Annotated in this window: 25 protein-coding genes; 5 read left to right on the top strand and 20 right to left on the bottom strand. The window is 66.2% G+C overall.

Annotation, left to right across the window (positions count from 1 at the left end; genetic code table 11):
• Nucleotides 1-8: 8 nt before the first annotated feature.
• The 8 genes from RTY13_RS11675 to RTY13_RS11710 form a co-directional block, all read right to left on the bottom strand.
• Nucleotides 9-779, bottom strand: coding sequence for an SDR family oxidoreductase (locus RTY13_RS11675; protein ID WP_312783589.1), 771 nt, complete (start codon nt 777-779; stop codon nt 9-11).
• The gene (locus RTY13_RS11680) at nt 769-2,322 is read right to left on the bottom strand and encodes a FadD3 family acyl-CoA ligase (RefSeq protein ID WP_312783591.1); all 1,554 of its coding nucleotides are present in this window, start codon (nt 2,320-2,322) and stop codon (nt 769-771) included. Before RTY13_RS11680 ends, RTY13_RS11675 begins: the two co-directional genes overlap by 11 nt.
• Entirely contained in the window at nt 2,319-3,737 is a 1,419-nt protein-coding gene (locus RTY13_RS11685; RefSeq protein ID WP_312783593.1) for an MFS transporter, read from the bottom strand. Before RTY13_RS11685 ends, RTY13_RS11680 begins: the two co-directional genes overlap by 4 nt.
• A gap of 123 nt (nt 3,738-3,860) precedes the next feature.
• Nucleotides 3,861-4,556: an SDR family oxidoreductase gene (locus RTY13_RS11690; protein ID WP_312783594.1), complete on the bottom strand. Its 696-nt coding sequence runs from the start codon at nt 4,554-4,556 to the stop codon at nt 3,861-3,863.
• The gene (locus RTY13_RS11695) at nt 4,553-5,101 is read right to left on the bottom strand and encodes a 6-carboxytetrahydropterin synthase (protein WP_312783596.1); all 549 of its coding nucleotides are present in this window, start codon (nt 5,099-5,101) and stop codon (nt 4,553-4,555) included. Before RTY13_RS11695 ends, RTY13_RS11690 begins: the two co-directional genes overlap by 4 nt.
• Nucleotides 5,102-5,138: 37 nt before the next feature.
• A complete protein-coding gene (locus RTY13_RS11700) occupies nt 5,139-6,104 on the bottom strand; it encodes a Rieske 2Fe-2S domain-containing protein (protein WP_312783598.1) in 966 nt (321 codons plus the stop codon).
• Between the two features lie 208 nt (nt 6,105-6,312).
• A complete protein-coding gene (locus RTY13_RS11705) occupies nt 6,313-7,278 on the bottom strand; it encodes a LysR family transcriptional regulator (RefSeq protein ID WP_312783600.1) in 966 nt (321 codons plus the stop codon).
• 151 nt (nt 7,279-7,429) lie between these two features.
• Entirely contained in the window at nt 7,430-8,239 is an 810-nt protein-coding gene (locus RTY13_RS11710; protein WP_312783602.1) for an enoyl-CoA hydratase-related protein, read from the bottom strand.
• 211 nt (nt 8,240-8,450) lie between these two features.
• On the opposite strand from RTY13_RS11710, the gene RTY13_RS11715 reads away from it, so the two are divergent.
• Complete coding sequence (locus tag RTY13_RS11715; protein WP_312783604.1) at nt 8,451-9,131, top strand: SDR family NAD(P)-dependent oxidoreductase; 681 nt, start codon at nt 8,451-8,453, stop codon at nt 9,129-9,131.
• A 91-nt stretch (nt 9,132-9,222) separates the two neighbouring features.
• Here the strand turns inward: RTY13_RS11715 and RTY13_RS11720 are convergent, their stop codons facing one another.
• Nucleotides 9,223-9,798 (bottom strand): hypothetical protein, encoded by a 576-nt coding sequence (locus tag RTY13_RS11720; protein WP_312783606.1) that lies wholly within the window; start codon nt 9,796-9,798, stop codon nt 9,223-9,225.
• Nucleotides 9,799-9,886: 88 nt separating this feature from the next.
• On the opposite strand from RTY13_RS11720, the gene RTY13_RS11725 reads away from it, so the two are divergent.
• The 3 genes from RTY13_RS11725 (at nt 9,887) to RTY13_RS11735 (ending at nt 12,850) form a co-directional block, all read left to right on the top strand.
• The gene (locus tag RTY13_RS11725) at nt 9,887-10,966 is read left to right on the top strand and encodes a winged helix-turn-helix domain-containing protein (RefSeq protein ID WP_312783608.1); all 1,080 of its coding nucleotides are present in this window, start codon (nt 9,887-9,889) and stop codon (nt 10,964-10,966) included.
• A gap of 286 nt (nt 10,967-11,252) precedes the next feature.
• Nucleotides 11,253-11,723 (top strand): DUF4136 domain-containing protein, encoded by a 471-nt coding sequence (locus tag RTY13_RS11730; protein ID WP_312783610.1) that lies wholly within the window; start codon nt 11,253-11,255, stop codon nt 11,721-11,723.
• Nucleotides 11,724-11,776: 53 nt separating this feature from the next.
• Entirely contained in the window at nt 11,777-12,850 is a 1,074-nt protein-coding gene (locus tag RTY13_RS11735) for a BamA/TamA family outer membrane protein (RefSeq protein WP_312783611.1), read from the top strand.
• A 3-nt stretch (nt 12,851-12,853) separates the two neighbouring features.
• On the opposite strand, the gene RTY13_RS11740 is transcribed toward RTY13_RS11735, so the two are convergent.
• From RTY13_RS11740 to RTY13_RS11755, 4 genes are all read right to left on the bottom strand, one after another.
• Complete coding sequence (locus RTY13_RS11740) at nt 12,854-13,798, bottom strand: formylglycine-generating enzyme family protein (RefSeq protein ID WP_312783613.1); 945 nt, start codon at nt 13,796-13,798, stop codon at nt 12,854-12,856.
• Nucleotides 13,798-14,349: a hypothetical protein gene (locus RTY13_RS11745; RefSeq protein ID WP_312783614.1), complete on the bottom strand. Its 552-nt coding sequence runs from the start codon at nt 14,347-14,349 to the stop codon at nt 13,798-13,800. The genes RTY13_RS11740 and RTY13_RS11745 overlap by 1 nt, the downstream gene beginning before the upstream one ends.
• Nucleotides 14,346-15,128 carry a DUF2092 domain-containing protein gene (locus RTY13_RS11750; protein WP_312783615.1) on the bottom strand — a complete coding sequence of 261 codons (783 nt, stop codon included), beginning with the start codon at nt 15,126-15,128 and terminating at the stop codon, nt 14,346-14,348. Before RTY13_RS11750 ends, RTY13_RS11745 begins: the two co-directional genes overlap by 4 nt.
• 76 nt (nt 15,129-15,204) lie before the next feature.
• Nucleotides 15,205-15,852 carry a response regulator transcription factor gene (locus tag RTY13_RS11755; protein WP_312783616.1) on the bottom strand — a complete coding sequence of 216 codons (648 nt, stop codon included), beginning with the start codon at nt 15,850-15,852 and terminating at the stop codon, nt 15,205-15,207.
• Between the two features lie 179 nt (nt 15,853-16,031).
• Between RTY13_RS11755 and RTY13_RS11760 the strand changes: the two genes are divergently transcribed.
• Nucleotides 16,032-17,015, top strand: a complete 984-nt coding sequence (locus tag RTY13_RS11760) for a histidine kinase (RefSeq protein ID WP_312783618.1) — start codon at nt 16,032-16,034, stop codon at nt 17,013-17,015.
• On the opposite strand, the gene RTY13_RS11765 is transcribed toward RTY13_RS11760, so the two are convergent.
• The 7 genes from RTY13_RS11765 to RTY13_RS11795 all read right to left on the bottom strand — a co-directional run bounded on the left by RTY13_RS11765 (nt 17,012) and on the right by RTY13_RS11795 (nt 23,545).
• Nucleotides 17,012-17,383, bottom strand: coding sequence for a hypothetical protein (locus RTY13_RS11765; RefSeq protein WP_312783620.1), 372 nt, complete (start codon nt 17,381-17,383; stop codon nt 17,012-17,014). The two genes, RTY13_RS11760 and RTY13_RS11765, sit on opposite strands and share 4 nt — an antisense overlap.
• Before the next feature lie 193 nt (nt 17,384-17,576).
• Nucleotides 17,577-18,038: a DUF202 domain-containing protein gene (locus RTY13_RS11770; RefSeq protein ID WP_312783622.1), complete on the bottom strand. Its 462-nt coding sequence runs from the start codon at nt 18,036-18,038 to the stop codon at nt 17,577-17,579.
• Between the two features lie 314 nt (nt 18,039-18,352).
• Nucleotides 18,353-18,487 (bottom strand): hypothetical protein, encoded by a 135-nt coding sequence (locus tag RTY13_RS11775; RefSeq protein ID WP_312783624.1) that lies wholly within the window; start codon nt 18,485-18,487, stop codon nt 18,353-18,355.
• Between the two features lie 3 nt (nt 18,488-18,490).
• Nucleotides 18,491-19,342, bottom strand: a complete 852-nt coding sequence (locus tag RTY13_RS11780; RefSeq protein WP_312783626.1) for a transporter — start codon at nt 19,340-19,342, stop codon at nt 18,491-18,493.
• Between the two features lie 485 nt (nt 19,343-19,827).
• Complete coding sequence (gene guaA, locus RTY13_RS11785; protein WP_312783628.1) at nt 19,828-21,390, bottom strand: glutamine-hydrolyzing GMP synthase; 1,563 nt, start codon at nt 21,388-21,390, stop codon at nt 19,828-19,830.
• Nucleotides 21,387-22,121 (bottom strand): 5'-methylthioadenosine/S-adenosylhomocysteine nucleosidase, encoded by a 735-nt coding sequence (locus RTY13_RS11790; protein ID WP_312783630.1) that lies wholly within the window; start codon nt 22,119-22,121, stop codon nt 21,387-21,389. Before RTY13_RS11790 ends, guaA begins: the two co-directional genes overlap by 4 nt.
• A complete protein-coding gene (locus tag RTY13_RS11795) occupies nt 22,118-23,545 on the bottom strand; it encodes an RsmB/NOP family class I SAM-dependent RNA methyltransferase (RefSeq protein ID WP_312783632.1) in 1,428 nt (475 codons plus the stop codon). Before RTY13_RS11795 ends, RTY13_RS11790 begins: the two co-directional genes overlap by 4 nt.
• Between the last annotated feature and the right edge of the window lie 3 nt (nt 23,546-23,548).

Here is a 23,548-nt window from a genome sequence, read left to right on the forward strand (position 1 = left end):
GCCGGAGTCTAGACCAGGTCGAGGAAAGAGGGTCGTTCGCCGCCGCCATCGACCGACAGCCGCGCCCCGCTGATGTAGGACGCCAGAGGCGACGACAGATACAGCACCGCATTGGCGATATCGCGCCCGACGCCCATCCGCTTCAGCGGCAGAGCCTGAGCGATGGCGGCGTGACCGGCGCCATAATGGTCCGCCGCGCCCTCAGTGGCGATCAGGCCGACGATGACGGCGTTGACGCGGATCTTGGGCCCCCACTCCATCGCCAGACTCTGGGTCAGATTGATCAGCCCGGCCTTGGCCGCGCCGTAGATGGCCGTGCCCGGCGAAGGCCGCACGCCCGAAACGCTGCAGATATTGACGATGGAGCCGCCCTTCGGCTGGGCCTGCATGTGCCGCCAGGCGGCCTGCGAGACGTGCAGGGGCGCCATCAGGTTCAGCGCCACGATGGCGTCGCTGAAGCGCGGCGAGGCGGTCGCGGCTTCGGCCATGGGCGAGCCCCCGGCGTTGTTGACCACGATATCGAGCCGCCCGTGGCGCTCGACCAGGCCGTCGACCATGGCCCGCACCTGGTCGGCGACGCGCACATCGCAAGCGACGAACTCCGCGGTCCGTCCGTCATGGCTCGGAAGGGCCTCCGGCGCGTTGCGACCGCAGACGACGACGCGGCACCCGGCTTCGAGCAAGGCCTCGGCAATCGCCTTGCCGATCCCCTTGGCCCCGCCGGTGACCAGGGCCACCTGGCCGCTCAGATCGACCGTGACCGAGCCCTCACCCGACATGGCGCAGACCTTCGTCCGACGGCATGGCGGCCAGCAGGAACTTCTGCACCTTGCCCGCCGGATTGACCGGCAGGGCGTCGATGAAGGCAAACAGACGCGGAACCTTGTAGTTGGCCATGTTGGCGCGGCACCACTGACGGATTTCCTCGGCGTTGGCCTCGGCGCCGGACCTCAGGACGATGAAGGCCTTGCCGATCTCGCCCATGCGTTCATCGGGCGTGCCGATCACCGCCACCTGGGCGATGGCCGGGTGGCCCGACAGGATGCGTTCGATCTCGGCGGGATAGCAGTTGAAGCCGCCGGTGATGAACATGTCCTTCATCCGGTCCGTGACCCGCAGATAGCCGTCGGCGTCGAAACAGCCGATGTCGCCGGTGTGCAGCCAGCCGTCGGCGTCCACCGCCTCGGCGGTCGCGTCCGGGTCCTCGAAATAGCCCGCCATGACGTTGAAGCCGCGCACCCAGATCTCGCCTTCGCGGCCAGCAGCGACCGGCTCGCCAAGACGATCGACGCACTTCACCTCGACGCCGGGAATGGGCTTGCCGCAACTGTGGGCGATGCGATCCACGCCGTCGCCCATCTGGGTCATGGTCACCATGCCCGAGCTTTCGGTCAGACCATAGGCGGTCAGGACGTTGCGGATGCCCAGCTCGCTCTGCATCCGCTGCACCAGCGACGGCGCCACCGAGGCGGCCCCCGTCACGGCGACGCGGATCGAGGACAGGGTCACGCCCGTCTCGGCGCTGCTGGCCAGCATCTGCTGGAAGATGGTCGGAGGCCCCGGCAGGACGGTGATGCCCTCGGCCTCGATCAGCTCGACCACGCGCACGGGATCGAAGGTCGCCATCGGATAGGCCGTCGCCCCCTTCAGCAGGCAGGCCAGCCAGCCGGCCTTGTAGCCGAAGGTGTGGAAGAAGGGATTGACGATCAGGTAGCGGTCGCCCTCGCCCAGCCCGGCGCAATCGGCCCAGCAGGTGAAGGCCTGAACGCTCTGGGCATGGCCGCTGACCACACCCTTGGGATGGCCCGTCGTGCCCGAGGTGAACAGGATGTCGGCGGGGTCCTCGCCCCGGACCGCCAGCATGGCGGTCCGGGCGGCCTCTAAATCCTTGCCCGTCGCGGCGAAGGCGTCCCATTCGCCGTCCAGCGTCAGGACCCGTTCCAGATGCGGCAGGTCCAGCCCCTCCAGCAGGGTGCGGTAGTCCTGCCCCAGGAAGTCGCCGACGGTCAGCAGGATGCGGGCGCGGGTCTTGTCGAGGATGTACTGCGCCTCGATCCCCTTCAGCCGGGTGTTCATGGTCACGACCACGCCCCCGGCGGACTGGACCGACAGACAGGCGACGATCCATTCGGCGCTGTTCGGCGCCCAGATCGCCACCCGGTCGCCGGGCCTCAGGCCCGTCTCGATCAGGGCCGCCGCGCCTTGCAGCACGCGCTGCTCCAGCTGGGCGAAGCTCAGGCGTTCGCCGTCGACGATGGCCGGCGCATCGCCAAACCGGGCGGCGGCGTCGATCACCGCCCGCGGCAAGGTCGAGACGCTCATGCCTTCTTCTCGTGCCACTCGCCCATCTCGATCATGGCGGCGCGATAGGGCTTGCGGGCCATGAAGAACATCAGCGCTACCAGCGGACCGATGATGGCCGGCAGGATGGCCAGCGAGTAGCGCAGCGCATTGTCGTCATGGAAGACGAACTGGGTCACGGCGGCGATGACGCTGGACCCCAGGGCCATGCCGATGGTCGTCACGCACATCAGCATCAGGGCCGTCATCTGGCCGCGCAGGCGGCTGGGGGTGATATCCTGCAGCGAGGCCAGGGCGACGCTGTTGGTGCCTTGGCCGATGAAGGTGGCGACGCCCATCAGCAGCAGGGCCCCGCCCGCCGTCGGCATCAGCGGTCCCACCACCAGAGGTGCGACCTTCACCAGGGTCACCCAGATCATGATGTTCAGATTGGCGCCCGGATGGCCGCGACGCATGAAGAAGCCCGAGAACCAGCCGCCTGTCAGATTGCCCAAACCGCCGCAGACGATCATCAGGATGCCGAAGGAGTAGCCCGCCTCGGTGGCGCTCATCCCATAGGTGCGGATCAGGAAGGTCGGGTACCAGATGGCCGTGCCGATCGCGAGCATCCCCAAGAGGGACACCGAGCCGATCAACGACGAATAGACCTTCCAGCGACGGGCCAGGAAGGCGCCGGTTTCGCGCAGGGTCAGGCGCTCGACGCCGATCACCGCCGTGGGCGCTGCGTGGCGCTTGGGTTCGCGGATCATGGCCACCAGACCGGCCACCAGCAGGCCCGGAAGGCCGACGATGAAGAAGACCATCTGCCAGGGCTGAACCAGGCCGATGATCGGCACCATCACCGCGCCATGCGCCTTGGCCAGTTGCAGGACGTAGGCGCCAATGACCAGGGCCAGGCCGCCGCCGACCGGATAGCCCAGGGCGAAGACGCTGATGGCGAAGGCGCGGCGCTTGGGCTCGAAATAGTCGCTGATCAGCGAATAGGCCGTCGGCCCCAGGGTGGATTCACCGATGCCGACCGCCACCCGCGCGCCGAACAGATGACCAAAGGTCCGCGCCAGGCCGCTGGCCGCCGTGGCCAGGCACCACAAGACTATGCCCCCCGCCAGCAGCTTGCCGCGATGACGCCCGTTGTCGACGATGCGCCCGATCGGCACGGCCGCCACGGCGACCAGAAGCACGGTGGCGAAGCCCTGCACCAGGCTGATCTGGAAGTCGTCCAGCTTCAGATCCTGACGGATGTCCGACACCATCAGGGTCATGACTCGGGAGTCGATCGCCGAGATCGTGTAGCAGACGAACAGCAGGATCACGACCGCCCAGGCATAGGCGCTCGACGGCTGTTTCTCGGCCTGAGCCAAGGGTTCGCCCGCCTTCATCGTCGGTTCGTCATCGGGGATCACCCGGGTTACTGGGGCTTCATCCAGGACGGTCATCGATGATCTTTCTCAAGGACGAAAAGGGTGACGGATATGATCCGATGCTCGACTATATTCAGCGGGAACTGCGGGATAAGTCCGCCTGAACGACGGCTTTGTTTCTCGTCGTGAACACTCGGCTCACCGTTCGATCTGGCCCAGGTTGGCGTGCAGGACGGCGCCGTTCAGGGCCGGACTGTCGGCGCAGACCCGGATCAGGTCGGCGATTTCCTCGGGGTTCAGCAGCCGCCCGGCCGCCACCATGCCGGTGATCGCCTCGATCGCCTCGCCCACATGGGCGCGCAGCATTTCGGTGTCGGTGAAGCCGGGGCAGACGCAGGCGGTATGGACGCCGCTGCCTGCCAGATCCTGACAGGTGGCTCGCATCAGGCCGATCATGCCGTGCTTGCTGGCAACATAGGAGGCGGCGCCCGCCACCGCCTTCTCCGCCAGGGTCGAGCCGACATAGAGGATGGACGAACCCGGCTTCATCACCGGGACCAGGCGCTGGTTCAGCGCCTGGGGCGCCGCCAGGTTGGCGCTGAGCACGGCCAGCAGATCGCGCGCCGACAGATCGGGGACCGTGTCGTGGCGATGGACGGCGGCGTTGTGGATCAGGACCGTCCGGTCCCAGATCGCCGCACGTTCGGCCACAAGCGCTGCCGCGCGCTCGACCGACGCCAGGTCAGTGATGTCGGCGGCCAGATGTTCAATCTCCGGCGTCGGCGGCGCCGAGCGCGACAGGCTGACCACCTCATGACCGAGGCCCTGAAACAACCGCGCCGTGGCCAGACCGATGCCGCGACTGCCGCCTGTCACGACGACGCCGCGCCTCATGCGCCGACGCTCCGCCAGCGGCACTGGGCCGACTGGCCGGGACCGGACGAGACCTCCAGTGCGATCTCGGTCACGCCCCAGCGCGCCGACCAAGCCTCCTGCCCCACCAGCCGGTTCAACAGATAGGCGGCCAGTTCCTCGACCGTCGTATTGCGGATCGGCAGCAGGCGCACATCATCGGCCGGCAGGCGGAACTCGTCCTCGCCAAAGACGATGACGACGCTGCGCCCGACCGTGCTGATCGTCAGCGACGGCGCCTGGGTCGGGATCAGGACATACTCATCCAGCTCCTCGCACAAGGCCCGAAGCGCGCGCTTGATGATGTTGTAATCAAACGCCATTCCGTGCGCCGCCACGCGGGTCGAGATGACCGCAGCAACCTTGAAATTATGGCCGTGCAGCCGCTCGCGCGCGCCGTCCGCGAACAGGGTGAAATGACCAGCGGAGAACTTGATGTCCTCCTTGTCGATCCGGATTGAACACTGCTGGATCGGAATGGGCGCAACCTCGTGGGCGTGCCGTTCCGATCCCATCGCCATTCCCATCAGAACGCCTGTCTACTGAGTGAAGGGAAAGGCGCGTCTATTCCGCCGCGACACGGGCGGCAGGCCCGCCGTCGAACTGATAGAACTGTTCGAAATACTCGCGGAAGCGCAGCACCGGGCCGTCGCCGTCACACAGCAGCGGGCGGACGCGGTGGATCTTGGTGTGCCAGATCGGAATATCGCCCTCGACGCCCGACTGACCGATGATGCCGGCGATCGAGCGGCGGATCATCTCGTTCTCGGGCGCGCCTTCGGGGAATTTCGGATGGCGGAATTCAAAGCGCAGCTCGACCTTGTCGTGCTCGACCGGGGTGGCCAGGACCTGGAGCAGCAGGTCGGCCATGCCCTTGAAGCGGGTCGATTTCTGACCGGCGCCGGTCTGCAGGGTGCGGACCTCGGTATCCAGGGTGCGGACCGTGCCGTCCGGCAGTTCCATCGTGCGCTGACCCGCGGCCAGACTGCGACGGACATGGCCCTCGTAGTGGCTCTCGCCCTCAGGGACCGCGTCCATCTTGTGCACGTATTTGAAGTGGGCCAGATCGACGCCGTTCTCGGCGATCTCCTGCGGATTGCTGTCGAAGGTCCACTCATAGCGGATCGGCGCCCCCCAGTCGGGCGACGACACCTCTTCCAGCACCTCGACCTCGAACAGGGGGGCCACGCCCTGAGGGTGATGCCAGGCCCAGACCACGCCATTGGTCTCGGTGATCGAATAGGTCTTCAGACAGCCCGGCTTGCGCGCCGCCGGCGGAATGATCCGCGAATAGGGAATTTCCTTGCAAGCACCGTTCAGATCAAAGGCCCAGGAGTGGAAGGGACAGCGAATGGTCTCGCCCTCGACCACCCCGCCATGACCGATATGGGCGCCCAGATGGGGGCAATAGGCCTCGGCCAGACCGGCGACGCCCCCTCGGTGCGATACAGCACCAGGTCTTCGCCGAAGTAGCGAACCGGCTTCACGTCGCCGATCTCCAGCTCGTTCGAATAGGAGACGAAAAACCAACCGAACGGAATCGGCATGGGGAACCGGTCGACCATGGATAATCCTCCCAAAGCGCCGGTTGGTCCGACGTCTAAAGTTCAGCGATAGCGGCGCCTGCCCGCCTGTGACGGTGCAGACTGAGCCGGCACGTTATCAAGAACGGGCGCAGCGATAAGGCGTCGTGCTTAGACTGAGCGTTCGCGCGGACGGACAATCGGCGGGCGCAGTTTCAGCCGACCGCCTCGGGCTCGACCGCGCTTCTCCCTGCCAGGAAGACGTCCAGTTCGGCCAGTGAGGTCTGCATCCAGGGCCGCAGCTGAGTGCGGGCGAAGCGGCTGGACAGGAAGTCGAGCAACAGCCTCAGCGTGGCCGGAACCGGCGTGCCCGGCGCGAATATGGCCCAGGCCTCGCGGTCGTAGTAACTCCACTCGTCCTCGACCGCGACCAGGGCGCCGGACGCCAGCTCGCTGCGCACGAAGGCGATCGGCAGTTGGGCCAGGCCCAGGCCGCGCACGGCCGCAACCCGCAGCGCCGCCCCCTTGTTGCTCTTCCAGCGGCCGTTGACCCGCACCTTCTCAGCGCCGTCGGTCGAGTTGAACCACCAGTGACCGGTCAGGTCGGACAGGCAGATGTGGTTCTTCAGGTCCGCAATCCCCTTGGGCGTTCCGTGCTCGGCCAGATAGGCGGGCGAGGCGCACATGCAGAAGGACAGATAACCGATGCGGGCGGCCCTCAGGCTGGAATCGATCAGGTCGCCGTAGCGGATGGCGACATCGAAATCCTCGCCGATCAGATCCACCTCGCGCGAACCCGCGTGGACCTCGATGCCCACGCCCGGATACTGGCAGGCGAAGTCGGCGATGACCGCCGAGATGAAGTTGACGTCAAAGGTGTCGTTCAAGGACACCTTCAGCTTGCCCGTCGGCGTCTGCTGCATCTGCGCCGCCTCGTGGCTGGCGGCGGCCAGCGACCGGCGCATATCCCGGCACGAGGCGTAGAATCGCTCGCCGATGGCGGTCATCGAGACCTGACGCGTGGTGCGTTTCAGAAGTTGCACCCCGAGCCGCGTCTCCAACTCGCTGACCCGCTTGCTGACAAAGGATTTCGAGGCGCCCAATTGGTCGGCGGCGGCGGTGAAACTGCCCGTCTCCACGACCGAAATATACTCTTCGATGCCGTCCCAGATAGAAATCACAGCCTCCCCCGGCCATTCTCTAAGCAGGCCGTCGCCTCACGCCCCCACGCGCTGCAACCGGTCCTGACGCTCACCCTACATGTCCGCTTGATCATGACAATTGTTCGCGTGACGAAACTATCTAGAAAACAGACGCCCCCGGACATCATGCCTATCGCCCTGTGAACTGCGGCGCCCGCCGTTCCATGAAGGCCGCCGGGCCTTCGCGGGCGTCCGCGCTGGCCATCACGACCGCCTGGCAGTCCTGCTCGACCTGAAAGGCGCGTTGCAGGTCGCAGCCGCTGGAGCGCACCACCGCCTCCTTGGCCTTGCGCAGCGCCAGGGGCCCGCCCTCGGCGATCCGGGCGCAGAGAGCCTTGGCCGAACGCCGCACGTCCGGGGGCGCGACGAGGCGATTGACCAGACCCATCGACAGCGCGCGCTCGGCATTGATCGTTGTGGCCGCCAGAATGATCTCCATGGCGTTGGCCCAGCCTATCTGGCGCGGCAGCCGCGCCAGCCCCCCGCCGCTGGGGATCAGCCCGTGCCTCACTTCGCTCAGTTGGAAGTTCGAGGCCGAAGATGCGACGCGAATGTCGGCGCCCAGCATCAACTCGAACCCCGCCGCCACCGCCAGTCCGTTGACCGCCGCCACCACGGGCTTGAGAAAGTCGGTGTTGCGCAGCAATGCGCGATCCACCAGCGACTGATGCTCATCGACCCAACGCTGCTCAAATGCGGTCTGCGGCAAGCGGGCTCCCGTCGCCAGAGGGGCCAGCGAGCCGAGGTCCGCCCCCGCGCAGAAGGCCTTCTCGCCCGCTCCGGTCAGAAGAACCACGCGCACGCTCTCGTCGCGCGCGACTTGATCCCAGGCCTCGGCCAGCCCGACCATCATCTCGGCGTTCAGGGCGTTGTGCTTATCGGACCTGTTCAGCGTCACTACCGCCACGCCGTCGTCATTCTCGATCTGAATCAGCGACATGAACCGCCCCTCGGACGCAGGGACGTCCGCCCGGCCAAGGCAGTTAAGGCGTCAAATCGACCATCGGACAACGGCTCGAAGACGGAGAAACCTACCGGAAAATCACTGTTTACGCAGAGGGCGCTTTCGCAGAGAGATCGCGCACCTTCCCTGCCTTGACCCCGTCCAGGCCACACCCGAAGCTGAACCACAGACCGAAAGAGAGAGCCCGATGAGCAAGCGAGTCACAGTGATCACCGGCGCCTCAGGCGTTTTGGGACGGGCGATCGCGGACGCGGCCCTGGCGCGGGGCGACGCCGTGGCCGCAGTCGACTTCGGTCCCATCGCGCGTGAGGACGGCCACGACTGGCTAGGTCTAGGCGGCGTCGACCTGACCGATCCAGCCGCGGCCCAGGCCGCCATGGACGCCGTGGTCGAGCGCTTTGGCCGCATGGACAATCTGCTCAACGCCGTCGGCGGCTTCGTCTGGCAGATGACCGACGGCCCCCTGGAAAGCTGGGGCCGGATGCAGCGGATGAACCTGACGACGGTGCTGAACGCCTGTCGCGCCGCCCTGCCCCACCTGACGCAGTCGACCGCCGGGCGCATCGTCAATGTCGGCGCCCTGGGTGCGCTTCAGGCCGGCGCCGGCATGGGCGCCTACGCCGCCTCCAAGGCGGGCGTGCACAAGCTGACTGAGGCCCTGGCCGAGGAAACCAAGGCGTCGGCCCTGACGGTCAACGCCGTCCTGCCTTCCATCATCGACACCCCCGCCAACCGCGCCGACATGCCGGACGCGGACGTCTCGACCTGGGTACAGCCGGCGGAACTGGCGGCGGTGATCTTGTTCCTGGCCAGCGACACCGCCTCAGCTGTCACGGGTGCGCTGGTGCCGGTGAAGGGGCGCGTCTAGTCGCCCCCTACGCTGGTTTCTTGCCGCGCGACACAGAAGGTCCTCCGCTGCGCCCCGTGGCAGCCCGGCCAGAACCCCATGCCTCTAGGCGTTAGGCTGCCGCACGCGCCGCCCGGCGAAACAGGAAGGCTGACGCCAGCCAGATCAGGGCGAAAAGGGTGCTGAGCACGATCACCGCCCGTGGCCAGTTCTCCGCGCCCTCGCCCCATCCGCGCAGGACAGCGAGAGCGCCGATCAGCGCCTGAAGCGCGGCGGCGCAGACCATGGTCAGAGACAGTCCGCGCGCATCGAAGCGACTGACTACGGCGCCGACGAAAACGGCGGCGATGACTCCGAGGTACAAAAGGTTCGCCAGATTGTCCTCAGAACCGATGATGCCCACCGCTCCGTTGATCCACAGCAAGAGCACGCAGGTGAGGACGGCGAGACCCGCGCCGATACGATACGACCAGTCGCCTGACGCCCGCACGGCCAGCTCGGCGACGACGCCCGCGCCGACCAGGATGACCCCCGCGAAGACAAAGTCAGAGGTCGTCCACTGGACGGCGTCGGTGAACCGCATGGCGACGGCGGGCGTAATCAGGAGCCCCGCCACCAGGCCCCATCCAACGACCCGCAAGGTCTGCGTCAGGCGATCATTTCGAGTAGGTGCGATGGGGTTGGTCATTGCCTTCGTTTCCGGCTTGGTTGAGGCTCCGAGGATGGCGAAGCGGGCGATGAAAGCCGTGAGCGTGAAATGAGGAAACACTGAAATCGTGACCGCCGCCTATCGTTTCGACCGCTTCGTGCTGGACCCGGTTGACCGCCGCCTTAGCGAGGACGGCCAGACGGTGGAATTGTCCGGGCGATATCTGGATGCGCTGATCCTGCTGGTGGTCGAGGACGGTCGTCTGGTCACAAAGGCGCAATTTCTGGACGAGGTCTGGAAGGGCGTGCCGGTGACGGACGAGGCGCTGACGCAATGCGTCCGGTCCCTGCGCAAGGCGCTGGGCGACGCTGCGGCGCGGCCGAAGTTCATCGAGACGGCGCCGCGGCACGGCTATCGCTTCATCGCACCCGTCACGCGGGTCGAAGCGTGTTCGCCCGCCGCACCCGAGCCCCAATACCCCCCTTCCTACGACGGAAAGCCGGCGCCATCCCGCACGAGGCTGGAGGCCAGGAAGCGGTTCGTCGGCATGGGTCGCGCCGGTTTGATCGGCGGTGGCGTGGCGGGCGTAGTCGGGGGCGTCATCTATGGGTTCGCAGGCGTGGCGGACGGCGCAGGCGGCGCAGTGTCCGGCCTGCTGGTCCTTGCGGCCCTAACGGCCGTGGTCGGGATGATCGGCGGCGCGGGCGTCGGCTTTGGCGTCGGGGCGGCGGCCTTCGTCCCACGCCAGCCCGCCCCCTTCCTCATGGTTGGCGGCGCACTGGGAGGCATGATCACAGGCGCTGTGGTGCGATTGGCCGGGTTGGACGCCTTCTCCCTTCTGTTCGGCTCTTCGCCCAGGGCGATGACTGGCGCGGGCGAAGGCCTGCTGCTCGGCGCCGCCATCGGCGCCGGGGTCTGGATCGCACAGGAACGCCCCAAGAGGATGGCCCTGCTCGCGGGCGGTGTTCTGACCGGTTCCGCCGCGACAATCGCCGCATTGCTCGGCGGTCGACTGATGGGCGGGAGCCTGGCGGCATTGGCGGAGCAGTTCCCCGGCGCGCGACTGAAGCTGGACCACTTAGGCAGCCTGTTCGGCGAGGCGACGTTCGGGCCAGTCAGCCAAGCCGCCACGGCTGGACTTGAAGGGGCTTTGTTCGGCGCAGCAATGGTGCTGGCGCTGAGCTTGGAGTGGCCCCCAAGGCGCTGAGCAACCGAGAACACCCAGGCTAGGCTGAGGTTCGCCCCATTCCTTGATACCTCTGATCCACCCTCTCGGCGCCGGTTTCGACTCGCGCCTGTCTTGAGCGTGGCCAGATTGGTCGTGGGTCCCCGGGTAATACCTGATCGCCAAATGTCCTGGCGATGACAAGTTGATGGCTTCGTCAAACCTCGCTGAGGCTCTCGACATGTTGCGAATGTTCTCATTCAGCCTTGCCCTGGTGACAGCGCCGTGCCTCGTGGCTTGCGCCAGTCCAGGGATGGAAGTCGATGTCGTGAGGTCGGATGTAGTGTCGGTCCAGGCAGGCTCGTCCTTCGCCTGGGCGCCGGTCCCGTCCTACTCGAACCAGGACCCACGAGCCGCCAACGACATCATCGACCAGCGCATCCGTCGGGCGGTCGAGCAAGCCCTGACCGAAAAGGGCTACCGCCAAATCTCCGATCCCGCGTCGGCCGCCTTGACGGTCGCCTACTATGTGGCTGTCGATGAGCGACAGGAAACCCGGATCGACTCCTGGGGCGGTGCAAGCTCTCGCTGGGGTGTCTATGGCGCGCCGCAGTTCAGCGCCCACACGGACACCTATACCGAAGGCGCCCTCATTCTGGACCTGACCGACCGCGCCTCCGGGCGTCTGGCGTGGCGCGCGGCATCGCGCAAGAAACTCCATACCGGCGACGGTGCGCAGGACGCCATCACCGAGACGCTGCGCACGATGACAGCGTCCCTTCCGAGCCAGGCGAGGTGAAGCTGATCACGGTAGTTGCTGGCCTAACCTGCGCCTTCGCGCCGGCGGCGGCGATGGCGCAGGCCTCCGATCCAGAATGGACGATCGAGGAAGCCAATCGCTCGATCCAGACGGTCTCTGAAACGGCCGGCCGGGACACGGTGATCATGCCCATCCCGGTCTCCAGCCCCGCCATCGGCAGCGGCCTGGGTCTGGCCGCCATGGCTCTGTATCGCCCGGGCGGGCGCGCCGTGCCTTGGACCAGCGGGGTGGGCGGCATGTACACCGACAGCAAGAGCTGGGGCGCCGCCGTCTTTCACAAGGCCAACTTCAACGAAGACCGGTTGAGATTGAACGCCGCCGCGGGTCTGGGCGACCTGCATGTGGACTTCTACGGCATCGGCGCCGATGCAGGTTCGCGCGATATGTCCATTGCGCTTGAGCAGAAGGTGCATTTCGCCAGCGGGCGCATCCTGACCCGGATTCGCGACGGGACCTATCTGGGCGTCACGGGGCGCTATCTGGATGTCCGAACCATACTGGATCTCAGCGAGATCGACCTTCCCGGCGACCTGACAATCCCGCCATTGGAACGCGACAGTCGAACCGTCACCCTGGGCGCGGCGCTGGAACACGACACGCGCGATTCCCCCTATGGGCCCAGGCGCGGCCTCTACGGAACCGCTGACTACGTCTGGGCTGACGAGGCTCTGGGCGGAGATTTCAACTACACGCGGCTTCAAGCCTCGTTGAACGCCTATGCGCCGCTGGCCGAGAACACGGTGGTGGCTGCGCGGGTGTCGCTCTGCAATGTCGGCGACGGAGCGCCCTTCTACGACCTGTGCTCCTTTGGCCAAAACGCCGACCTGCGTGGGTACGCCAGCGGACGTTTTCGCGACCATGCCCTTCTGGCCGGACAGGTGGAACTCCGGCAAAGCCTGTCACGCCGCTTCGGCGTCGTCGTGTTCGCGGGCGTCGGCGGGGTCGCCGCCGATCTGGACAAGATCGGCGAGGGCGAGCTTCTGCCCGCTGCGGGCTTGGGGCTGCGCTACCGCGCGTCCGAGGCCTATGGCGTGAACCTCAGCATCGACTACGCCGTCGGCCGCGACAGCCACGGTCTGTACTTCCGGATCGGCGAAGCCTTCTGAGCCTCAAGCCGGGCGCGTCACACAGCGAAAGCCAACGTGAGAGGTCGATGTATCGACCGGTTGGGCGTGGCGTGCGGCTGGGCGATAACGACGGCAGTAGGACGGCGCGCAGAGGTGAGACCCCCCTTTCAACACCTTGCGGGGAATACGGATCTGGGGCTGAGCGGGATCAAAGCTCTCGGCCTGATCCCCGCCGCGCGGATTTCGGGGCGCGCAGCAGGACTTCGTGGCCTTCGCCGTCGTAGACCACCAATCCTGGGTCCATTCCCAAGTGTTGCCGATCATGTCGTAGAGACCAAACCCATTGGGCGGAAAGGCCCCCGCTTCACTGGTGTAACGACTGCCCGACGGCTTTCGGTTGTCCCACGGGAACTGCCCCTGCCAGGTATTGGCCATGAGCTTCCCCTCGGGTTCCAATTCCTCTCCCCAGGCGAAGGCCGCGCCATCCAGTCCGCCGCGCGCGGCGAACTCCCACTCCGCCTCCGTCGGCAAATCGGCGCCTCGCCAACGGGCATAGGCCTCGACATCCAGCCAGGCGACATGGACAACCGGATGATCGTCCAGCCCCTTCAGATCGCTGCCTCGTCCGCGTGGATGACGCCAGTCGGCGCCGGGCTCGAAACGCCACCAGGCCCGGATGTCATGCAGAGGCACTGCGCCTGGCGGCGGCGTAAAGACCAAAGACGCCGGTTGCAGCATCTCCGGCAGGGCGCCCGGATAGGCTCGGGGATCGGGCGCGATCTCGGCGATCGTGACCCAACCCGTGTCCTCGACAAAGGCGCCGAAATCCCGGTTTGTCACCGGATAGGCGTCGATGACAAAAGCATCCACGACCACCGGCCTGGTTGGCTTTTCCTCATCATAGTGGTCGTCCGAACCCATCCGGAACAGGCCGCCCTCTAATTCGACGCGAGGAGGAGACTTGGGATCGAAGGACTTGCCGATCATCAATACGGACGCTCCACCACGACATATTCGACATTCGAACCATAGTATCTGGGCTGATACCAGGTGTCGCCGCAATAGTAGTAGGTCAAGCTCGAGTAAGGACGTGCGACGCAGGACGGCGGAAGGCTGCGGGTCACCGAGCCGATCACCGCATTGGTCACGGCCACCGTGGCGGTGACGGCGGCGGCGGTCCCCACCGCATCCCAGACGTCATAGTCACGATCCCAGCGCCGATCCCAGTGGTGATCGACGTCCACATCGATGTGGTGCGGAGGCGGCGGACGGTGACCGCCGCCCGGTGGCCGATTGTGATCCGGCCGACCGCCCGGAGGTCGCCCGCCGGGCGGACGTCCGCCGGGCGGACGAGCGGATGGTCCCGGCCGGTCGGGCCGACCCGCGCCTGGCCCCCGGTTGTGATCCCGCTGCGCAGCGTGGGCGCTGCTCGGTCCGTGATGGCCGCGCCGAGCCTGGGCGTTGGCGATATCGGCCAGGCTCAGCGCGGCGGTCGCGACGAAGCAGACCAGGATGCAGGTTGTGGCCGGACGAGTCATTGGTCGCTCTCCTGCGTCGTCATGTCTCCGAAGACGATCCGTCGAGCCGCGTGCGGCGGCTTGAAGGTGAATTGCTCGGCTGTCAGCGTCGGGGCGACATTCCAGGTCAGGTCCGCCGCGAACTGAGGCCGGGCAGGATCGGTCGTGTCGGTCACCACAAGACGAAGCGGCAAGGGAGCGTCTCCTCGCTTGATCCAGACCTGCCACTCGGCGGCGGGGCCGACGAAGAGATACTGGTCCGTCTCCTGCCCGGCGACCTCGGCATAGCCGATCACGGCAGCGCCAGTCGGCTGCACATCCGCCGAACGGGCGTTCCACAGGAACAGGTCGGCCAGAGGCAGGTCGATTCCGTATTCGTCGGCCAGGGCGTCGATCAGGTCGCGAATAGATCCCGGTGCGGTCGCGCTGGCGTAGAAGCCCATGCGCGGAGCCGTCATGGTCGGAGCGGCGCCGTCAAAATAGAAGTTCCTGTGCTGGCGATCGCTATGCACCTCGGCGTAGAGCCGCTGGGGAGGCTGAGCCAGATAGCGGGTGCGCAACCCCAGCTTCACCGAGTGACCGTCGTCGAGCACCAGGTCCTGGGTGGCGGTCGAGGTCACTTCAAAAGCTCTCAGGCCGGCCAGATAGGCCGACATCCGATCCAGGGCGGCCGTCGCCCGCGCATCGACCGCCTGTGTCGCGCCGGGCTCAGTTTGCGGTGCCTCCGCCCTGGCGGAACCGCTCGCCATAACCACCGCCAGCGCCGCCAATGAAGCCGCCAGTACGGAGCGTCGGGACATGGGCCTTCTCCTGCTGTGAGGCCCAAGGCTGAAACGGAACCCGCCACGAGGCGATCAGGTCAAACCCCGAACCGGGTTACGGCACGATGAGATTCTGCCTTATGGCGAAACGCACGAATTCGCCGGCGTTCTTGGCCCCGGCCTTGCGCATGGCTGAGGCCCTGTGCGTCTCGACGGTCTTGACGCTGATGCCCAGCCTGTGGGCGATCGCCTTGTTGCCCTCGCCTTCCGCGATCAGTTGCGCCACCTCCAGTTCGCGCGTGGTGAAGGCCTGTAGGCGCGACCGCCGCGGCCCATTCGCCAACCCGTCCAACAGAAGCTCGGACACCCAGGGCGAGAAATAGGGTCGCCGCGCGCCGATGGCGGAGATCGCCGCACCCAAATGCTGTTGTGTATCCGTCTTCAGGATATAGCCCTTGGCCCCGGCCGCGAGACCTTCGTTCACCGTCTCATCGTCGTCGCGCATGGTGATCAAGAGAACCGACACGTCCGGCGCGTCTTGTTTCAACCGACGTGTCAGGGTGATGCCGTTCATCCGGGGAAGCGAGACATCCAGAATGGCGATGTCAGGCTTCAGATCCATGGTCAGGGCATAGGCGGCCTCACCATCCGGCGCCTCACCTACAACCTGCCATCCATCTTGAGATGCGACCGTTTCACGCACCCCTCTTCTAACAATTTCGTGATCATCTGCCAGTATTATCCTTAACATACCTCGCTCCAAGCTACGCTTTGGAATTCAGAATGGGGCAAACTACTGAGTAGCACATCAGGCATAACCCTGATATGCTACCGCAGCTCAAAAGAAAATGGCTGCGAATGACCCCGGGCGTCCCGACACATATGCGCGAAGAGACGGCAGCCTACGCCACGCGTCACTCTGAGGCGCGCAATACCGTCGGAATGACCTATATACTTGACCTGAATACTGGTTCCTCAACCTACATCGATCCCATTCTGGCCCACCGCTTGTCGGGCCGACATGGAGCCTTCGAGTTCAGACGCTTCCGCAACAGACTGCGCGACGAGCATGAGGCCGCACTGAACGCCCATGTGGCCCAGTTGCGTGGATTGGGTGCCGAGGAAGCCGCCCATCTTGTGATCGCCGTGCCCCAGGACGATGGGCAACCGGTCTGGCTGCACTTCTGTTCGCGCGTCATGGCGTCCGGCAAGGGCGACGATACGCGGATCGTCGGCGCCGCCGTCGAGTTGTCCGCCGATGAAGCCAGCGCGCTGAAAGGCGACATCGCCCGTCAGGTCCTTGACGCCGAGGAAGGCGAGCGGCGGCGGATCGGACGCGAACTGCACGACTCCACCGTCCAGCATCTGGTCGGCCTCAGCCTGATCCTCTCGCGCCTACGCCATTCGGCTAGCTCATCCTACAGCCTGGCGCTGGACGAAATGCAGAGCTTGCTGGAGACGGTTCAGAGCGAAATGCGCTCCTTCGTCTTCCTGCTGCATCCGCCCGCGGTGAACGAACAGGGCTTGGAGCAGTCGCTTCGACGGCTGGCCTGCGGTTTTCAGCGTCGAACAGGTCTCACAATCCTGGTTGATATACGCTTGGACGGCGCCTTCCTGTCATTCGACGCCGAGGTCGCCCTGTTCAGGGTCGCTCAGGAGGCCCTGATGAACGTCCATCGTCACGCCCGCGCCAGACAGGTCACGATTGATCTGTTTGATGACGACACCTGCATCATCCTGTCCGTCGCCGACGACGGCGTGGGCATGAACTATTCCTCGATGGAGCAGGCATTCCATGACGGGGGCGTAGGGCTGTCAGGGATGCGAGCGCGGGTCATGCAACTGGGCGGCGACCTCCATCTGTTCAGCGGAGACCAGGGCCTGCGCATAGAGGCCAGGGTGCCGCGCCGCGCGCGCCGCGCCTAACCGCCTCCGACAGCGGCCGGCTCGGCTCTGGTACGATCAAAACTTGACGGCGGCTGGGCCGCCAGGGTCTCGCGCAGCATCATCATGGCGCGTTGAGACCCGCGCACCCCGCCGCCGTTCGGCCGGTCGATATCGATGATCAACACCAGCGCAAAGGCGAACAGCAAGAAGAGCATGCCCGTCAGCACCGTGTTCCTGCGCCCCGACAGGACGTAGCCCAGCCCGCCAAGGGCCTGTTGCTCGGCGCTTTCAACCAGAACCTGTTCCATGTCGCCTGCGATCAGGAACGGAGACAGGCCGATGTGAACATCAGCCAGATCCAACCGATTGTGGTGAAATCCCTGGGCGGCGGCTGGGTCCGTCGGCACCTCGGAGATCCAGTTCGTCTATGACTGGGAGGACAGCCGCTTCAGCAGTCTGCCGGTCGGGGTCCAACTCACCAGGCTGCAGACCCTCGGGTCCACACCGGTCCAACTCAGCGTCCAGTATGAACACAACTTCGCCGACGACGCCGTCACCGCTTCCGATACGGTGAGGTTCAGCGCCCGGATGCGTCGGGCGCTAAAGCAGCGTCCGACCGACCATGAAGATCATCGCCACCACGCCCACCACCAGCAGAAGGAAGGCGATGATGAAGGTAGGGGTAGCGTGATACTGAATATCGTTGTGCATCAACTGCCAGGAGAACAGTCGAGCGCGGCGTTCATTCAGAGACCGACCGAAATGCATGTGGCTCAGGATCCCCATCACCAGAAGGGTGACGCCCAGCACCACCAGGGCCATACCCATGTTCTTCGGCGCGGAGCCGCCCTCGGGCAGGAGGTCCGTATGCTGCAACTGGCGAAACGCCTCAAAGATGGTGAAGCCGAAGCTGATCAAGGAAAGTGAGGTGCGCACGACCGACATCAGGGTCCGGTCGGCGCTCATACGCGTCCGTTCAAACGACAGGCTGGTGCGGTTGGCAGACAACTCGACCGAGGCCGAGCCCGTGATGAAGCGTTGATCTTTCTCGGTGTCGGACATGAGGGCTCCCGCGTTTCGACAACCATAGGAGCCTAGAGAAACCAGTCGCGGGATCAGGTCTTACCCTGAGAAAAGGGCGCGCGCCGCACCCCTGCCCGGCGGGCAGGGGTGCGGCGCGCGAAGCCTGACCTCCCGCGGCAAAAGGCCTCGCGCTGCGCGCGAGGCCTGATCGCACAGGTCGGAGATCCGAGATCGCCGCCGTTCGATCCCCCCCTGTGCGTGGGGCGGGGGACGAATGATCGAACGTCCCCAACAAACCCTCCGCCATGCTCTCGCGCCATCGGTTGAATCCCTGAGCGCAACAAGTTCCCGGATCACCCGCCCGGCATGCGCATGACCAGGGGAATGGAGAAGTCGAGAAAGACAGACTCGCCCTCCAGTCGGTTCTTCACGTCGAACTCTTTGAACGCGCGCAGGCGCAGGCTGGCTGGTCGTTGGGCGATCTGCATGTTTCAGGCGGCGGTGACGCCGACGCCAGTCGCCTCGCCCTTGAACTCGCCCAGCCGCGCCCCGGCGCCGGAGTCGCCGCTGATCTGCTGGAAGCGATACACCTGAACCCCGGCCGAGAAAGTCTCGGAGAAGATCCGCTCCACCGAGACTTCCGTATGCCACTCCGTACCCGTCTCATAGGCGGTGTGATCATTCTCGCCATTGAAGGTCAGGCCGGTCTTGGCGCTGATGTCCCAGCCGCTTTCGGCGTCATGCCAGGTCAGGGCCGCCGAACCATCGACCGCCCAACGATTGAAGGCCAGGTTCGCCAGTTGGTCCTTCCGATAGTCGCCGATCGGTACATTCACCATGGTGCTGACCTGCCAATGGTAATTGCCCTTCGTCCAACCCAGCATGGCGTTGAGCACCGGGTCGCCGACTACAAAGGCGTCGTCCTGTCGCGATCCGCTGAACGGGTTTCCCTGAGGATCGCTGATGACCGCCGACACGCTGATGTCAGGCCGGCCAAGCGGAACGACCATGGCCAGGGCCAGGGTTCCTCCGGCAAAGTCGGTCGTCGGCACCCATAGGGCGGCGGGAAAATCAGCCACCACGGTCGCGTCCAGGTCGGCGACGATCGAGCCGCCTATAGGGATTTGCAGGGCGGCGCCCGCCTCGCCCGAATAATAATAGGCGGAGTTGGCGAAAAAGACGCCCCGAACCGGCGGCATGATCGCCGTACCGGGCCCGCCCGAGCCCAGCAAATAGACGCTGGTCCCGCTTTCCGAGGCCTGCACCTCGCCTGCCAGCCCAAGCCAGCCAGCGCCGAGGACTGCAAGCACTCTCCACATGATCTTGTTCTTCAACCTCGCCATCGGCCGCTCCTCTGCGCAGATACGCGATGCACTCATGCCCTCGCCTAATCCGCCATCAGGTGCATCCCGGAGACGTCAGCCCCACGCCTACCGCCGAGGAGTCGGCCCAGGCAAAAAAGCCCCGCTGCTGATGCAGCGGGGCTTCGTCGGGAGCAGCGCCCTCATCCTGACGCCGAAAACTGCGTAGGAGGCGCGATGGTCGACTAGGAGGCGTTGGTGCCGGCAGCCAGGATCTCGCGTATTCCTCAGTTCTGCGTCGGTAAGCATGCCATTTCCCCTGCAAAAGACCGTCAGGACCCCCTTGAGCCTGTGACGGTATGGAGCAGGGGCGGCTGAGGCAACGGACGCGAGACCGTCAGGAAAGCCGTCATCACAAAAAAGAGACCCTCCGAAAGGCTTCGAAGGGTCTCGTCAGAATTCACTTTTACGTCAGTGACTTATCGGCGCTTTCGGAAGTGATTTCGAAAGGCTCCGAAAGGCCTGAATTATTCCCACTCGATGGTGCCGGGGGGCTTGGAGGTCACGTCGTAAACGACGCGGTTGACGCCGCGGACCTCGTTGATGATGCGCGTGGCGGTCTTGGCCAGGATGTCCCAGGGGAACTGGTAGAAGTCGGCGGTCATGCCGTCGGTGGAGCTGACGGCGCGCAGGGCTAGGACCTTTTCATAGGTCCGGGCGTCGCCCATGACGCCGACCGTCTTGACCGGCAGCAGGACGGCGAAGGCCTGCCAGATGTCGTCGTAGAGGCCGGCCTTGCGGATTTCCTCAAGGTAGATGGCGTCCGCGTCCTGCAGGGTGGCGACGGCTTCGGGCGTGATCTCGCCGGGGATGCGGATGGCCAGGCCCGGCCCCGGGAAGGGGTGGCGTCCGACGAAGGCATCGGTCAGTCCCAGTTCGCGGCCCAGAGCGCGGACCTCGTCCTTGAACAGTTCGCGCAGCGGCTCGACCAGCTTCAACTTCATGAAGTCCGGCAGGCCGCCGACGTTGTGGTGGCTCTTGATCACGGCCGAGGGGCCGCCCGAGGCGGAGACGCTCTCGATCACGTCGGGATAGAGGGTGCCCTGGGCCAGGAACTCGGCGCCTTCGATCTTGGCGGCCTCGCGGTCGAAGATCTCGATGAAGACGCGGCCGATGGTCTTGCGCTTGGTTTCCGGGTCCGAAATCCCGGCCAGTTCGCCGAGGAATTCCTTCGACGCATCAACATGCACCAGCGGGATGTTATAGTGTTCTCGGAACAGTTCCGTGACCTGCTTGGCCTCGTCCTTGCGCAGCAGGCCGGTGTCCACGAAGACGCAGGTCAGTTGATCGCCGATGGCTTCGTGGATCAGGACGGCGGCGACGGAGCTGTCCACCCCGCCCGACAGGCCGCAGACCACCTTGGCCGAACCGACCTGCTCGCGGATCTTGGCGATCTGCTCGTCGCGATAGGCGGCCATGGTCCAGTCGCCGGTCAGGCCGGCGATGCCGTGGGTGAAGTTCTTCAGGAGCACGGCGCCGCGCGGGGTGTGCATCACCTCCGGGTGGAACTGCACGCCGTAGATCTTGCGCTCCTCATTGGCGATGGCGGCATAGGGCGCGCCTTCCGAGGTGGCGATGACGTGGAAGCCTTCGGGGATGGCGGTGACGCGGTCGCCGTGGCTCATCCAGACGGTTTCGCGGTGATCGACGGCCCCGATGCCGGCGAAAAGCGGGCTTTCGCGGGTGATGACGATCTCGGCGCGGCCGAACTCGCGGTGGTGGCCGCTCTCGACCTTGCCGCCCAGCTCGGCGCAGATGGTCTGCTCGCCGTAGCAGATGCCCAGCACCGGCACGCCGGCCTCGAACAGGGCGTGGTCAGCCTTGGGGCTGTCGGCGTCGGTGGTCGAGTTGGGGCCGCCCGACAGGATGATGGCCTTGGGGGCCACCGTCTTCAGCGCCTCCCCCGCCTTGTTGAACGGATGGATCTCGCAATAGACGCCGGCTTCGCGCAGGCGGCGCGCGATCAACTGGGTCACCTGACTGCCGAAATCGACAATCAGCACGGCTTCATGCGTGTGGGGCGCGGTCATGAGGGCTCAGAATCCGAAGCGGGCGTTGATGGGGCGGGTTCTTGACGGGTGAAGACGTCGGGATCAAGTCGCGAAGCGGGCACATCGGCCAACGCGGCCAGTCCCTGCGTCGTCAGCACCTCGGACAGACGGTCCCAGGCGGCGGCCAGGTTGGCGTCAACCAGATGCAGATACGCGGTCCAGTCCTCCAGCCTCGACAGCTCGCTCTTGCCGTCGCTGACGCCGCGCAGGGCGACCAGAGGCACGCCGAAGGTCTGGGCGACACGCAGCAGGGCGAAGGTCTCCATGTCCACCATCTCGGCGTCGATGGCGTCATAGGCGGCGCCCGAGACGACATTGGCGCCGGTCGACAGGGTCGCGGTCGGCACGCCGGGGATGGGGCAAGGGAGAGGCAGGACGGCGGGCAGGTCCAGCAGCGGCGTCTTGCCCTTCTCGAAGCCCAGGGGGCTGGCGTCCATGTCGCGATAGGATACGGACGAGGCCTGATAGACCGCCGCGTGCTCCAGATCGCGCGACCCGCACGAGCCCAGAGACACGATCAGGTCCGGCAAGGCGTCGTCCGCCTCCAGCCGTGTCAGGGCGGCGGTCAGGGCGATGGCCGCCTCGACCGGACCGATGCCGGTCATCAGGGGTGTGATCCGCGCCTGCAGGGCCGCGCCGTATTCGGCGGGCGCCGCCATGACCGGCAGAACCGTCAGGCCGTAGATGTCTTCGGATCGCCCGTCGCTCATGCCGTGCGCTCATAGACGGCGGCGAAGAAACCGTCGGTGCCGGTCGAGGCGGGCGACAGGCGCAGGCGATGCCCCTCGGCCAGTTGGCCCAGACGTTCGCGGGCGGCGTCGGTCAGGTTCGCCGTCTTCAAGGCCTCGGCCACCGGGACCGGAGCGAAGGCGGGGTTGTTTTCCTCGAAGGCGTCGGCCGTGGCCTCGTTCTCGCCGCGCAGCATGGAGCAGGTGACGAAGACCAGACGCCCGCCCGGCTTCACCAGTTCGGCGGCGCGGCCCAGGATCTGGACCTGCAGGGCGTGCAGGCGCTCGACCTCTTCCGGCTTCAGACGCCAGGCGTCCTCGGGACGACGACGCCAGGTGCCCGAACCGCTGCACGGCGCATCGACCAGGACCACGTCGGCCTGACGCACCAGGTCCTCGACCCCGCCGCCGTTCTGGCCCAGCAGGCGCAGATCAGCGGAGACGCCGGCGCGGCTCAGGCGCGGACGGATGTTGTCCAGACGCTTCTGCACCACGTCATAGGCGAACAGGCGGATGCCCATCTCGGCGACCGGCTTGGCCTTGGGCTTGGGTTGGACCACGGCCCCCTGCCCGTCCCCGCCGACCGGCGACCAGACGGCGACCGGGGCGGCGGGCGCCTCGGCCACAGCGGCCTTGGTCGCGACCGGCTGGCCCAGCATGGCCAGACCCAGGGTCTTGCCGCCGCCGCCGGCGCAATAGTCGACGACGGTCATGCCGGGCTCGACGCCCGTCAGCCAGCAGGCGACCTGGCTGCCTTCGTCCTGAATTTCGATATGGCCCTGCTTGAAGGCCTCCAGCGCCTGAACGTTCGGCGGCGGCTCGGCCGACAGACGCAACCCCGCAGCCGACCAGGGCGTGCGCTGGGGCGTCAGACCGGCCTCGGTCAGTTCCGCCTCGACGCCCGCAACGGTCGTCTTGGCCAGATTGACGCGCAGGTCGATCGGCGCGCGCGGCGCCATCAGCTCGTGGGCCTCCTCGGTCCAGCGGTCGCCGAAGGTGGTCTTGAAGTCCTCGACCACGAACTCGGGCAGGCCGGCGGCGACCCAGCCCGGCAGCTCGCCGGGCGCCGAGGTGATGCGGCCGCGCTCCTGCTTTGACAGCGGACGCGGGCCATAGCCCTCGCCCGAGTGCAGGGCCTCGATCTCGTCCAGCGGCAGGCCGTCGATCAGCGACAGCGAGCCGATGACCAGGGCGCGACCGTCTTCACGCCCGCCCATGGCCCAGACCAGACGGCCGCGGGCGCGGATGACCTTGTAGACGCGGTCGGCGATGGCGCGACGATCCTTGGACCCCGCATAGCGGTTGGCCGCGCTCCAGGCCTTCAGCACCACCTCGGCCGGCTGGCGGCTGTGAGCGATGCTGTCGAGGACGGAGGCGGCGGCGGCGAGGCGGGCTGCAGGGGTCAATCG

The organism is Brevundimonas sp., assembly GCF_032055285.1.
Classification (GTDB): domain Bacteria; phylum Pseudomonadota; class Alphaproteobacteria; order Caulobacterales; family Caulobacteraceae; genus Brevundimonas.

Bases quoted from the DNA above. Each gene is read 5' to 3' on its own strand.
- RTY13_RS11675 (WP_312783589.1), bottom strand. From the start codon at position 779: ATGTCGGGTGAGGGCTCGGTCACGGTCGATCTGAGCGGCCAGGTGGCC.
- RTY13_RS11680 (WP_312783591.1), bottom strand. From the start codon at position 2,322: ATGAGCGTCTCGACCTTGCCGCGGGCGGTGATCGACGCCGCCGCCCGG.
- RTY13_RS11685 (WP_312783593.1), bottom strand. From the start codon at position 3,737: ATGACCGTCCTGGATGAAGCCCCAGTAACCCGGGTGATCCCCGATGAC.
- RTY13_RS11690 (WP_312783594.1), bottom strand. From the start codon at position 4,556: ATGAGGCGCGGCGTCGTCGTGACAGGCGGCAGTCGCGGCATCGGTCTG.
- RTY13_RS11695 (WP_312783596.1), bottom strand. From the start codon at position 5,101: ATGGGAATGGCGATGGGATCGGAACGGCACGCCCACGAGGTTGCGCCC.
- RTY13_RS11710 (WP_312783602.1), bottom strand. From the start codon at position 8,239: ATGTCGCTGATTCAGATCGAGAATGACGACGGCGTGGCGGTAGTGACG.
- RTY13_RS11715 (WP_312783604.1), top strand. From the start codon at position 8,451: ATGAGCAAGCGAGTCACAGTGATCACCGGCGCCTCAGGCGTTTTGGGA.
- RTY13_RS11720 (WP_312783606.1), bottom strand. From the start codon at position 9,798: ATGACCAACCCCATCGCACCTACTCGAAATGATCGCCTGACGCAGACC.
- RTY13_RS11735 (WP_312783611.1), top strand. From the start codon at position 11,777: ATGGCGCAGGCCTCCGATCCAGAATGGACGATCGAGGAAGCCAATCGC.
- RTY13_RS11740 (WP_312783613.1), bottom strand. From the start codon at position 13,798: ATGATCGGCAAGTCCTTCGATCCCAAGTCTCCTCCTCGCGTCGAATTA.
- RTY13_RS11745 (WP_312783614.1), bottom strand. From the start codon at position 14,349: ATGACTCGTCCGGCCACAACCTGCATCCTGGTCTGCTTCGTCGCGACC.
- RTY13_RS11750 (WP_312783615.1), bottom strand. From the start codon at position 15,128: ATGTCCCGACGCTCCGTACTGGCGGCTTCATTGGCGGCGCTGGCGGTG.
- RTY13_RS11760 (WP_312783618.1), top strand. From the start codon at position 16,032: ATGACCTATATACTTGACCTGAATACTGGTTCCTCAACCTACATCGAT.
- RTY13_RS11770 (WP_312783622.1), bottom strand. From the start codon at position 18,038: ATGTCCGACACCGAGAAAGATCAACGCTTCATCACGGGCTCGGCCTCG.
- RTY13_RS11775 (WP_312783624.1), bottom strand. From the start codon at position 18,487: ATGCAGATCGCCCAACGACCAGCCAGCCTGCGCCTGCGCGCGTTCAAA.
- RTY13_RS11780 (WP_312783626.1), bottom strand. From the start codon at position 19,342: ATGGCGAGGTTGAAGAACAAGATCATGTGGAGAGTGCTTGCAGTCCTC.
- guaA (WP_312783628.1), bottom strand. From the start codon at position 21,390: ATGACCGCGCCCCACACGCATGAAGCCGTGCTGATTGTCGATTTCGGC.
- RTY13_RS11790 (WP_312783630.1), bottom strand. From the start codon at position 22,121: ATGAGCGACGGGCGATCCGAAGACATCTACGGCCTGACGGTTCTGCCG.